The following is a 12,791-nucleotide window of genomic DNA, read 5'->3' on the forward strand; positions in this document are numbered from 1 at the left end:
ATCTCCGCGGCGCTCTCCCGATGCTCCGCATCGGGACCGGGAGAGGGGACGCTACGCGCCCCTCCAGGGAGCCGCTACGCGGCTCGTGGTGGGTCCAGTCAGGCTGCCGTCGATCGAGTCGCTGCGCGCCTCTAAATTCCTGAATTTGCGTTCTCACCAAAGGATTCGATCGTACCTGTGAACTCGGTACCCAGGACCCGAACGAGGCTGGGGAGGTCCGAGGGTGGCACGAAACCACCCTCTCTCGCGTCTGCTAGCTCATCGTCGTCATGCTCTCAATCATACAGGGTGCACCCCAAAATTGCAAAACAATCCGGAAACATAAAACACTGAAAAACTAAGCACCACAACAATATTCGAGTCTCGAACAAAACATCCATGTGCACAACAACCGAAACCAGCACTGCACCAACCGAACACCCAAAGTTTATGCCACACAACAACATTCAAAAACACTCTTGGTCTCAACAAGTCAACGCATCACCGACGATAACGGATCAACCCCAGAAGATCGGATCGCCACCGTTTTCGATGTGATCGAGTAAATCCTGAATATGAGGGCTCGGATCCAAAAACTGGTAGCGGTGAAATTTGAGGTGGCGATCCCGCCAATACAACGTCCACAACCCGGTTTTCTTCGTGTAGTACAGGCGGGCGATCGGAAATCGCGTCCACTCCGGGCCGAAGTCCTCACGCCACGGCGGCCGGCATTCGCAGATCGTCACATGACGGGGCGCGATGTCACATTCGACCCGGATCTCATGCCGATACTGTTCCGGCACTCGACTGGCGCAATACTTCACGACCCGCGCGACATCGAGCTCGGGAAGACCGGTGGCAGCCATGCCCACCATCATGCCAACCGCCATCTGCGGCCGACTTTCCTATCCGGTTGCGCAGGAATCGAGCACTCGTTCTTCTCGTTGTCGTGGACTGTCCCAATCGAGCACCCGCCGAGGCCGATCGTTGAGTCTCGCCGCGACCTTATTCAGGTCATCCTGGGCGAAACTGCGCAGGTCAGCGTTCTTGCGCAGGTACTGACGCAGCAACCCGTTCGCGTTTTCGTTCGTCCCTCGTTGCCACGGATGATGCGGCGCGCAAAAGTAGACAGGCATGTCGAGGGCTGCGGTGATGCGCTCGTGTTCGGCCATTTCCCGTCCCCGATCCCAGGTCAACGACCGACGCAGATGCGCCGGCAACCTGCCCAGATAGGTGATCAACGCATCGGCAACCGTCTCGGCCCGATACCCGTCAGGCAAAGCCACAACATGCACGGCGCGGGATTGCCGATCTACCAGCGTCGCGACTGCTGACGGCCTCGCACCGAACACAAGATCACCTTCCAGATGCCCGGGCTCACTACGATCGTTTGCCGCAGCTCCTCGAAGATCGATCGAGACCATGTTTCGTATCCGCCCACGACCGTGGGAGCGTTTCTTCCCGCGAGGTCGACGAATCGGCCGATCGGTACGCAGTTCGTGAAATACGTTACTACCGAACACTTTCCGTGACGGTATGTAAATGCAGCGGTAGATCGTCTCGTGCGAGACCCACATCTGTGGATCGTCCGGGTACTCGCGCCTAAGCCAGACGGAGATCTGTTGCGGTGACCACTGCTCATGGAGCTTGTCCGTGATGACGGTCCGCAAAATCGGCCGGGCACACAGGATTGACATTTTGGGGCGGCGAGCACGGACATAGGCAGCTGTATCGGCGTCCATCGCCCGGTACTCCTCGCGCCCGCCGTTGCGGGCGATCTCACGTGCAATCGTGGACGGGGATCTTCCGAGCTTCTCGGCGATCGCCCGAGCACTCTCACCTGCGGCGATTCCGCGGGAAATCTCTTCGCGCTCGACTGCGGTGATGTGCCCGATTCGCCGTGCCCGTGGAACCGGTGGGATACCGCCAGACTCACGTAGGAAACGACGAATTCGAGGCATCGTTACTCCGAGAACCCGCTCGATTTCTCGAATCGATTCTCCACGGCGGTGGAGATCCCAGATCAGGTTCTCCTGCTCCACGGTGAATCCGAGCGCCTTACTGCCCATCCATGCCTCCACGGTCACGCATCATCTCACCAGTAGTGATGCGTTGACCTGTTGAGACCAAGCTCCAAAACCGGTCCCCAACCCACCCCGCAACAACCGAGCCAACCCCCCACACACCCCGGACACACGAACGCCCCCCACGCCCGAGGGGGGCAGGGGCCGCCCCCACGACGGGAACGGAGACCGGCTACTAGGGCTCACCCCCGGGCCGGCTGAACGAACAACGTCGCACCCCGTGGGGGATCGAACCGATCCCACTCCAACGAACCCCAGAAACCGTCTGCATCGCTGTACACGAAGAGCCGCCGATCCGCGTGCCGATCCTCCAGAGCGTGCACCACCGCTTTGCCGATACCACGGCAACGGGCCGCCCGAGCCACCTCAAAGAGCTGGATCTCCAACCGCTCACCGCCCAGCTCCGGCACCCCCACGTAATCCGAGCCGATGCCCCCAAGATCATCCAGCTCGACACGCGCCACCTCCGCATCGCCCTCCAGCACCTGCACATACCAGGCGCCACCGCGGCGAATCGGCTTGTTCCACCAGTCCTCCCTCTCGTACGCAACCTCGCGGTCGAACGGCGGGCGCCACCAGCGGTCCGCGCCGAAATGGTCGATCAGCTCCAACGTCATGACATCAGTCTGAGGCCCCTCAGGCATTCCCCGATGCGCGGTGTACCGCTAGGCAGGACGCCATATCGGACCCCGCCATATAGGACATCCCCTCTGGCCCGAGTGCTGCGGGCCGTCCCCTCCTTGACTGCCATGATCAGCTCGATGCGGAGCACGCGGTACGCGGCCTCCGCATGTCGCACGCCGGGGCGACGTCCGCGTGATCGGCGTCCCAACTCGGCCACCAGACCGAGAGGCGCGGGTCGCCTACCGCCGTACTCCTGTTTTCGGGCCAGCTCACGCCAACGGATAGGTCCGGAAAAACCCGGGCCCCATCCGAGGGGGCGCCCATGCTCAGTACGACCCATTTCATCATCACCGCGGCCGCGCAGACCGCCGACTTCTTCTCCCACATCGCCGATGCGTTCGGGCGGCCCGACTACGCCGACGCGCTCACCGTCACCATGTACCTGCTCGACATCCTCGACGCATCCGTCAAGTACAAGAGCGTTTACGCAGTTCAGGGTATCGTCCAGGCGCGAATCGAGGCGCAGCAGCACCCTGCCGACGATGCAAGGATGGCAGGCGGGTGTCGAACACGGATCGACGGAATACGATCGCTCGATGCAGACTCCGCCACCGGCAGAACTCAACTACAACACGTGGGAGGGATGGCTCTGCGACTACATCGGCGGCTACGACCCTGCCGAGGTTCCGCGAGTGTTCCTGTGGAACCTCCGAGACCGGCTGGTGGATCCCGAGACACTTCAGCGAGCCATCCACTGCATCTGGGTCCACCATGCGGGACCGGCGGGGCTCCTTGACCTTCCGGGAATCCCCAAGCTCACTGCCGAGCTGCACCAACGACTGACACCCGCCGAATGGAACAACCTGTTCGCGGCCGCCGGAGGCTACTTCCCCATCGAGCAGAACGACACCGGCGACGGATTCGACGGGCCGGGATGCGCGAAGCCCACGACGCTCTACCGGTTCGCCGAGGACGGCAGCGAGGCCGGGTGGTCCTGGACCGCTACTCCGGCGAACGCCGAGTACTTCGAGACCGGCTACAGCCTCGAGCGACGACACGGACATCTCTGGAGGGTCGACAACGTCGACCCGGATCGGCTGCTCGCGCACTTCCACACGGAGACAAAGTCCGGAAATCCGACCAATCCCCAGTACATCGACGAGTTCGTATTCGAGCCGCGCGCCTACGAAATCGTCCGGGCCTACTGAAGGCCCGTTCGGTGATCGCTCAGGCGCCACACCGCGTGCGTCGGCGAGTTAACAACGAAGGCTCGATGACCGCCGGACTGGCTTCGGACGGGGACGGTGACCCTGCCATGTCGCAGGGTCACCGTCCCCGATACCGCCCCGTCGGCATCGGTTAGCTGGCCTCGGGCGCGATCCGGCGCTTCAGCCCGCGGACCTTCCGCCGGACCGCCTCTCCCATCGCCGCCGGATACCCGCAATCCTCCGCAGCGTCTGCCCAGGTGATACCCCGATCGGTGGTGGCGAATCGTGCCGCCACGATCTGCTTCTCGACCGGGTCGAGCTTGGCGAACAGTGCCACCGCCCGCGGATCGTTGAACTCGATTCCAGTGCAATCGACATCCGGACCCGGCACCAGGGTGCCCAGCTCGACCTCGCCGCCACCAGGCTGGATGACCCGCCGATTCAGCGACGTAACCCTCCTGCCTCTCCACTGGGTTTCACCGATGGGCCTGATGTTCGCGTGGTTCTTCCAGACGAGTGCCTTGATCTCCTCGATGGCCTCGCTGTCACCCTCGACACTCCAGTCCAACAGCGCCCCGATCACCGCATCGAGAACGTCCACGGTGATGCCCTTGATGCCGAGCCACGTGCGTGCGAACCAGTCGACAGCATCATGGTCGCCGCTCAGGACCGCCTCACGTGCCTTGACAGCCGCGACTAACCCCGACCGGGCAATGCGATGCCCAACCCCGGCGAGGGTCTGCCAGCCATCCAGGAGCGCGCCGATCATGCTCCGCATGTCTTCCACGATCCTGATCACCGGCGCCACTTGATTGACCAGGCTCGTCACCGCCTCAGAGATCTGCTGCACACGGGCAAAGGACGACAGGTCGATCCGGGGAAGTACGGACTCCCACTTCGACGTCGCCTTCAGCGCGTCGAGCACCGGCATGGTGATCGACGGATCAAATCCCCGGACCTGATCGAGAATCCCCGGCATCACGCCCTTGTCGAGGCCGAACCCCGCGGTCATCCCCAGATCCGGCACCACGGACGGCAGTGGCAGGATCAGCGTTGTCAGGTCCACCGTCGGCAGCACCGACGACAGATCCGACAACGGGGACGACACCTTCAGCGCATTCAGCGCATTCAGCAGAGGATTGGGCAGGTCGACCTTCAACGTTGGCAGGTCGAACGCCCAGTTCGGGAGCGTCACGGAGGAAGGGAGCAACGGCGGCTGCACGAAGCCGAGCTTCTTCAGATCCAGGGGCTTGACCATGTCGGCGGCCTGCATGCCGAGCCTGCTGGCGGCGCTGGCCTCACGGATTGCCGAAACAGTCGGCGACAGGCTGGCCGCCGTCTTCTCCACGAGAGCGGCACGCACCGCGGCAAGTGCTCCCGTCCGAGCAGTCGCCGGCAGCGACGTCTGGAGCGTGTCGACCGCGGGGTCGTCGACACGCGCTGCGGCATCGACCTCCGCCGCGTGGTCCTCGACATACTGCTGAACCTGGCGAATGCGCTGCCGCTGCTCGGCGGTCAAACGGTCACTGTGATCAATACTCATCTCGGCCCTCCTGGCCTTCGGTGGAACTGGTTTCTACCTACTAGTTCCGTCGATCAGCCAAAACGACAACAGTGGGATGCAGTTCACATCTATTGGCTATTCGACCAGGTGAGGACCCTCCATCTCAACGGTCTACCGAGCCCGGATGTTCCGCAATCACCGGATCTGCGCGGCGCGCTCACGAGATCGTCGACGACGGACCGCGACTCGTGTGCACCTCAGCATCGGGACCAAGCCCGGCCCTCACCCGGTTACCGGACCGACCGATGAAATGAACTGCGATGCGGTGCGGATAGCATCACGAACCGAATCCGGCCCACCCGTTCCGAGCAGGTAGGCCGGGCGTCGTGTCCCGGGTCAGTGCGCAGGCCGCGGCACCTCGGGGAGGGGGCGTACGGCCGGGCACTGAGTACAGGTTCCCCTTGCCGTCCAGGTATGTCCGTGGGTATCGCAGAGGTGAGCCGACATGGTGCCGCCCTTCATTGTGCAGGTTCCCCGACCTTGTGTCGGACCCGCAAACATGTAGGTTAGGGAGATTTCCGTATCTCGCAACTATTTCTGGAGACCCTGTTCCGCCAGGGCCGATCGACCAGATGCAAGACACCTCGGAAGGCCCTAACGGATCCCGTCCGGTCCAAAGTCCTAGCCACCGAGCGGCAGTGAAATCAACAACATCGGCGGGTCGGCGACGTCGTCGATCGAGAGAACAACGTCCAAGCCGGTATCGAGAATCGCCTGCACGTCCGCGTGGTCCTGGGACGCGATGATTGCGACGAGTTCCTCGTCGGCGTACACAGCCAACGGCTTCGGGTCGGGCTCACCGCGTGCCGGCTCTAACAACGGGCGATGCCCGAATCCCAGCACGCCACGATCAGCACTCCGCAACTCGACAGTGACGCTTCCAGATTCCAGCATCGTCTTTAGGAGGCTTCGGCTGCGGACTCGCGTGAAGTCGAGCAGATCGAGAATCTCGGAGGATGTGGAGTCGTAGCCTGCTCGCCAATCGGCAATAGTCATCCCGGCCAGCCAGAAGCGGAGGTCCTCGTATGTAGGCTCAATATCCACCGGGACCGAGTTGTTGATGGCGTGCGCCAAACGTCTTGACCGTATGCCCGACGTCATGAGCAGCAACGCGTGAGCGGTGTTCACGCCGTAGCGGATGTACCCTCCAAGTTCCGCGCAGAGCCGGATCTCGGTATTCTCCTCGTCGAGTCGCATGTTGACCAGTTCCACCACCGCACCCACGGTCCACGCCAGATAGTGCTGGAACTGTTCAGTGACGGCGTCCACCATTTGCTCGATCCGCCAGGCCGCATCCGGGGCTGCGGAGAGGTACGTGTCAGCAAGATCGGGTAGCGATCGGCCAGAAACCCATCCCTTCAGCAGATCTCTGGGCCGGACCTCTATGTCAGCTCCACGACGGGTATTGCGGAACCGCCATCGAGGGGCTTCGGGAAGTTTGAGGAGTTCGTCAAACATCCACGCCAGTGCGTGAATTGCCTTCGCGGGGCTGCGGAGATCAGGTAGTTTGCCGTCGGCTTCTGCCTGGAATATCGCATCAGTGATACGTCCGGCGAGGTCGTCGATGACCCGGGCCGATCCGATCGAAGTTCCTGTGCGCGGCCACCGACGCCGCGCTTCCGGATCACTTATCACGTAGCGGCGACGGACAACCTCCGCAATCCGGGTGTAAACAGGGTGGGCAATGTCCGACTGGCGGGCCGCGAGCATTGATCCGACGATCCTGTCGATATCGGCGGACTCCGGTACGACGCCGCGTCCCTCTTCTACCGCCAACATCAACCAGACGAAGCTGATGAAGTCGGCCGGCGCATCAGTCGCCGAGTAGAGAGCACTCTCATCCTCTCGGAGATCGGCTTCTAGCTGGGCGAATGCTTCCAATGCCGCTTCGGTGGTCAGTGAGGAAGTGACCGCCAGGGCGTCCGGCTCTGGGTTGAGATCGTGAAAGTCCTTCGGCGTGGGGTTTGCTCCACGCACCAGGACGATCCAACCTTCGGTCTCCTTGCCGGCTCTCCCTGCTCGCCCCATCGCGTTGACCAGACGGGCACCGCTGAGTCTGCTGTCCTCGTGTTGGCCGGGAAAGGGCTGGTCATAGATGACGACGGTGCGGACAGGCAGATTGACGCCATCAGTGAGAGTCGAAGTGCACGCCAGGTACGGCAGGAGGTCGCTGCGCATCGCCTCCTCTAACTCTTCCAGGATCTCGATAGGAAGGCCGGCGTGATGGAATCCCACTCCGCGGCGCAGCACACTGACCAACGGATGATTGTCTCCGATCTGTTGACGTACGAAATCGACCAGCGGTGCCAGTGACGGTTGTTCGTCGCGCCCGGCGGCCAGGGCTGTCGCCAGTTGCTGAGCCTCGGCACGCCTAGTGGCGACGACGAGGACCGATCCGGCGTGGCCGAGTGCGGTAATCATCTCGCTAGCGATGACATAGTTCGCCGTCGACCGACCCTGATCTCTCACCTTTTCCGAATAGCGGCCACCGTCCTCGGATTTGAAGACCAACCGCCAGCCGGTGTCGCCCTGAGTTGAGAGCTCACGAAAACTGCCGTCGGTCATTCGAAGGCGAATCAGTCCACCGAGGTCGGTAGTGTGCCGGTACTTCCATCTCGTGCCCGCACTACCCTCGATCTGGGTGGTATCCCATTTCGCCTCCGTGGTGAAAGCGGCGTGAAGGCGGCGTGGTCCCCTCCATTGAGATTCTTGCAGCAGGTATCGATCGTCTGGGCTGAGCCACTGCGCGATGGCGCCCGCGTTGCCCATCGCGGCGGAGATCAAGGTGATCTGATGGTCCGTTCCCTTGGTCAGGTAATCCAGCAGTGCAATGACCGACTCCAGAACAAACCCTCGGCCCGACTCCTTGATCAGTTGCGCCTCGTCGAAGATGAACATGCCAAACCGGTCGAGGACGGTATCGACGTCGTGACGCAAGAGGTGTCCGAGCCGCTCTGGTGTCATGACTTCGACATCGGCGGGCTCCGGCGCATAGATCTCAAAGAGGTTGTCGAGGAATGTCATTGGATAGTCGGGTTGGTCGCTACCTGTTTCCTTCTGGAGGATCCGAACGCGGCTGGCCATCGCTCGCCGGACTTCGCGGCCGAGGCTGCGGGTGGGTGCGATGTAACAGACGCTTCGATCGGTGCGGACGAGGTGCTCGACGGCGAGCATCTGCGCGACAAGGGTCTTACCTCCGCTGGTCGGTACAGCGAGGACCGTTCGTCTGATATCCGGATCGAACGGTGACGGCGAACCATTGAGTAGGTCACGCTGCGGCTCCCACAGCGTCAGGATTGGGGGATTACCTACGGTGAATGCTTCGCGGACCAGGGCAGGTACCGATGGCGGCAAAACAGCGGGATTCCACAGTGAACCCTCTTCCGCTTCGTCGGAGAAGCGCAATAGATGAGCCGCAACCCACCGCGAATTGAGGTCCCCCGGACCTGCCTCTCCTGCGGCCACCGCACGGAGCCGCGTGCGGCCGCGTTCGAGGCGAGCAGAATTTCCTCGGGCAAAGTAGTGAAGTAGGTCTTCAGCACCGAGAACCACCATCTGAGTAGGGCCGAATACGGTCGTCGTGAGGTCAGGTATCTCGAAACCTCGGCCTATCGTCTCGAACTGACGGCGCCACCGTGCCAACCAACGGAACAGCGTCTTGGTCTCGAACCCGAGGAATGCGAGTCCGGCTTCCAACGACAGTGTGCTGATGTGGTCGGTGACGGCGGAATCGATGTCGATGTCACTGCGAAGCCGGTTCATGATCGCAGTCGCGTTCGGGTCCCGGCCGCCGCGGCGGTATCCGATCGCTGCAGCAAATCCATATGAAAGGCGTTGTTCGGCCGTCCATTCTGCTTGATCAAGGGCCAGGTCGAAGATGTGGGCGCTGACTTGAAACGCCTGTCGCTGCCTCGCGAGGGTGTAGCGCTGGCGAGCTACGTCCACCGAGGCGACACCGTGCAAGTACCAAGCAGTATCGAACAGTTGAGTGTCAATCTCTGGCTGGCGGAGGATGAGACGGACCTCGACGTCGGCCATCAACTGCTGGAGTTCCTCGGCTGTCGGCAGACCCGTCCGCCCGCCGAGGGCGCCATTGAGCAACCCCAGGTCTAGAGACCGCTCCACACGATCTCCTTCACTCGATCAGCGAAACCCGGGAAGTCGGGAACCGCTACCACGATGCTCTCGGTCTGACTCGCCTCGGTGAACTCTGGGAACTGTGTCCTTATGGATCCAAACGTGGTCGGCCGTGTCGGCGCGTGGCGGTCCGAAGTACCCACCGACACACCAACCCCCGCACGATGGCTGCGGTCCCACCACCATTCGATCATGTTGGCATACAAGTCACCGAGCACAAGGTCCTCCGTCAACGTCTCCGGACCTGCAAGCTTGGAGAGATACTGATCCCCACGATCACGAAGCTGCTTACTCGCCGTGTTGATCGTGGACGAAATCCCGGCCTTCGCATCGTGCTTCTTGATCTCCCACAACCGATACACCAGCGTGCCATGAGAATCCTGATAGACCACCAATCCATCACCACCAGGCTCAAGCGCATCCATCTTGATCGGATGCGCACGAACGAGCTGCCGGCCGTCACGGCACACTGTCCGCTCGTTCACCAAGCGGTTCCACAGCAGTTCCGCCACGTGCCCTTGGACATGATCGACGTTCTTCAGCTTCCGAGGAAGACCGAACGCAACCTCCACAATCGACTCCAGGGCCTTCAGCTTGTTCCCAACCTGTGCAGGGCCTCCGTCGCGGCGAGTCCGCCACCAGTCAAGAGCAGGCGCACGGCCACACGCGATCGTCATCGACTCTTCGGCAAGAAGCTGGGCTGCGTCCTCACGCGTGGACCCAGTAAGCGCACTACCACCGACCACGTATTCCACTTCCGATGTGGCCGGGCTGTCTACAAGGGCCAGCATGGACGTCAGAAGGGGCGGCGCGGTCATTGTCGGTACTTCTACCCTTCTCAAGACTGTCGATCATTATTCGCGATTGCCCCGGCCTGCGTTGCCTGCTGCTTACTGGCAGCAGCACATGTGCCGGACCGCCGGGTGCATGTACGGCTGCCGCAGACCCACCCGGGCATCCGCATCGAGTTCGGGCAGTACGCCCGCGCAACGTGCGGTCGTTATGAGGTGACTGCGGCAATGACCACCGGGTGGTGGCGGTCCCTGAGTGTGGTCCAACCTGCTATGCAATCGAACAGCGCACCATCAGAGTACGAAGGCAGATGCTTGGCGCTCGCCGAGTGATGCTCGGGTGCTGTACTACCATCCCTCGAATACTCCACTCGTGCAATAAGATCTGCCTGTTCTACCTCGGTGGGAAGAACTAACTGTGGTATCAGGTCGAGTGCCCAGATATCGTTGCAAACGTCGGCGTAGAGCTCTTGGTGACCAAGCAGCAACGAAAGATCTGCGATGACGGTGATCGCATAGGAGGATCGTCCGTTGCCTGCACTTTTTACATGCTCGTACGGTGTACCCAGCAACCGATTGACTACTTCTGACGCGGAACTTCCCACAGGGGCGATGCCGTGCCCCTCGTCCGCGCGGTCGAAGATCCACACAGCTGCGGCGCGGAGAATCGGCGGAATAGCGGCATCGTGTCCGCAAGCAGCGAGAAATGTGCATGTGGCGAGGAGAGAAATGGCGTAATCGTCTGAGACCAGGTGTGCCGCTGCCTCATCCTTCTTGAATGCTGAATCGATGTGCTGTGCGATTTCTGCAACAACCTTATCGGGGTTTTCTGATTCTTCGCTGTAGTTCAGAAGGTAGATTCCGAGCAACGAGAGTATTTCGTTCGCCCGAGCGGTTCGGACAGGGTGGGTGACGATGAGATCGATCGCTTCGTAATTTGATTCCTCGGCGCGAGCGGTTTCCCAAAACTCAAGGGCCGTCGCGAGAAAGAGGCGGCGGGCTGCTCGGAGTGGGCTTCCGTTGGCCTGCGTTCCGCCCTCTGGGGGGTTCTCCCATTCGCGCCGAATGAGGAGGAGGGCGAGGCATGCGGCAAGGTCCTCGCGGCCCGCTTTTTGAGCTGCTTTCGTCAACATCGCACCAGTCAGGGTCTGTTCCCACCGCTCTCGTGTGCTTAGGCCTGGCTTGAACCAGTCTCGTGAGTAGGCGCGGATTTCAGCCCATGTTCCTTCTCCTGATCCGAGGCGCCCCCAGAGTTCCACCGTCCGCGCTCGTTGGTGGACCGGAACGCCGGCAATCAGTACTTCTGTCAGTTGGGGCAGCAAGACATCGATATCCCAGAGTTCAGCAGCTTCGTGTCCACGTGCCTCGCAGTGCTGGTTGTACTCTTGGAATTCGACCAGTGCGGTACCGGTGAGCCGACCGGTGGTTACCAATACCAAACGGCGACTCAGGTCGGGGTCGAAGTCGGGATGTACTACATTGCCGTAGCGCATTGAGTCAATCTGTCCGCGCACTTCTCGCCACTCGCTGAGGCTTATTTTTCCAGCCTTCGATTGGAAGACGTATTGGGTCTCGATGCCCTGTTCCGTTCGTCGAGCGATGAAATCCTTGCCGAATTCCAACGGCCCGTGTGTCAGGTGGACGTTCGTGAACCCCTGGCTGTACAGCAATGCGATGAAGGGTGCATCGAAGTCTCGTTCGTTGAGCGTTTCAATATAGCCGGCGACTGCGTCTGCGAGAAACATGCTCTTCCTGCTTTCGTTGAAAAATTCCCTCCAGGCGTTCCTGGTGTGCGTCGGTGGGTTCGCCCTGGGCCTCAAGTACTGCTCTGAGATCCGACCCGATATGCATGGCTGGTTGACGTACCGTCCCGTCAATTGGCAGCCAATCGACCTTTTCCAGGGCGTCGAGAATGGTGTCCCAGGAAAAATCATCCTTTTTTAGTTGGATACTGTTTCCGACGGCGGCCAAGGCTTCGTCAAAGTGCGTATTGAGCGGTTCTGCAAATTGGTTCGCGTATGACTCCGCGGTCTCAAAGATGAACTCGTGCATCGCGTCCAGGTTGCCTTGCCGCAACCGATCGGATGGAAGTTCTGCCTCATGCTGAAGCAGAACTGTGGGGCTGATCACCGAGGTGCCGCCTGCTTGCACGACGACCTTCTGTGAAACCCCTTCCGGGAGTGGGCCACCACCGCCTAGGGTGCTTATCAGGAGATTCGATGCGCCCATGATCGAATTAATAGCCTGCTGGACGAATTGGTTGACAGCCAGTTTCAGCTCCGGCGTCGCTTGAATCACGGAATCTCCTGGGTGGCTTGGGGTCGTTAACGGGCACTGACAACCGCATTGAAGATCGCGTTGAATTGAGGGATCCTTGCATCGCCGATAAAGCGCACTGTCCCTC

The 12,791-nt window shown here is 61.2% G+C and carries 9 protein-coding genes; 1 reads left to right on the forward strand and 8 read right to left on the reverse strand.

Annotated features, from left to right (window positions below):
• Positions 1–497: 497 nt before the first annotated feature.
• The 3 genes from M0639_RS31010 to M0639_RS31020 form a co-directional block, all read right to left on the reverse strand.
• Positions 498–845: a DUF3024 domain-containing protein gene (locus tag M0639_RS31010; RefSeq protein WP_248671240.1), complete on the reverse strand. Its 348-nt coding sequence runs from the start codon at positions 843–845 to the stop codon at positions 498–500.
• Between the two features lie 39 nt (positions 846–884).
• Positions 885–2,048, reverse strand: a complete 1,164-nt coding sequence (locus M0639_RS31015) for an IS30 family transposase (RefSeq protein WP_248671241.1) — start codon at positions 2,046–2,048, stop codon at positions 885–887.
• Between the two features lie 197 nt (positions 2,049–2,245).
• On the reverse strand, positions 2,246–2,680 hold the full coding sequence (locus M0639_RS31020) for a GNAT family N-acetyltransferase (protein WP_064075244.1): 435 nt from the start codon (positions 2,678–2,680) through the stop codon (positions 2,246–2,248).
• 603 nt (positions 2,681–3,283) lie between these two features.
• On the opposite strand from M0639_RS31020, the gene M0639_RS31025 reads away from it, so the two are divergent.
• Complete coding sequence (locus tag M0639_RS31025) at positions 3,284–3,895, forward strand: hypothetical protein (protein WP_156525079.1); 612 nt, start codon at positions 3,284–3,286, stop codon at positions 3,893–3,895.
• A 151-nt stretch (positions 3,896–4,046) separates the two neighbouring features.
• Here the strand turns inward: M0639_RS31025 and M0639_RS31030 are convergent, their stop codons facing one another.
• The 5 genes from M0639_RS31030 to M0639_RS31050 form a co-directional block, all read right to left on the reverse strand.
• Entirely contained in the window at positions 4,047–5,438 is a 1,392-nt protein-coding gene (locus M0639_RS31030; RefSeq protein WP_064075241.1) for a hypothetical protein, read from the reverse strand.
• 642 nt (positions 5,439–6,080) lie between these two features.
• Positions 6,081–9,584, reverse strand: a complete 3,504-nt coding sequence (locus M0639_RS31035) for a DEAD/DEAH box helicase (RefSeq protein WP_064075240.1) — start codon at positions 9,582–9,584, stop codon at positions 6,081–6,083.
• Entirely contained in the window at positions 9,569–10,414 is an 846-nt protein-coding gene (locus tag M0639_RS31040; RefSeq protein WP_064075239.1) for a hypothetical protein, read from the reverse strand. The genes M0639_RS31035 and M0639_RS31040 overlap by 16 nt, the downstream gene beginning before the upstream one ends.
• A 182-nt stretch (positions 10,415–10,596) precedes the next feature.
• Positions 10,597–12,132, reverse strand: coding sequence for a PDDEXK family nuclease (locus M0639_RS31045; RefSeq protein WP_064075238.1), 1,536 nt, complete (start codon positions 12,130–12,132; stop codon positions 10,597–10,599).
• Positions 12,098–12,685, reverse strand: a complete 588-nt coding sequence (locus M0639_RS31050) for a hypothetical protein (RefSeq protein ID WP_054801557.1) — start codon at positions 12,683–12,685, stop codon at positions 12,098–12,100. The genes M0639_RS31045 and M0639_RS31050 overlap by 35 nt, the downstream gene beginning before the upstream one ends.
• Positions 12,686–12,791 lie beyond the last annotated feature (106 nt).

The sequence above is a fragment of the Rhodococcus qingshengii JCM 15477 genome, assembly GCF_023221595.1.
Classification (GTDB): domain Bacteria; phylum Actinomycetota; class Actinomycetes; order Mycobacteriales; family Mycobacteriaceae; genus Rhodococcus_F; species Rhodococcus_F qingshengii.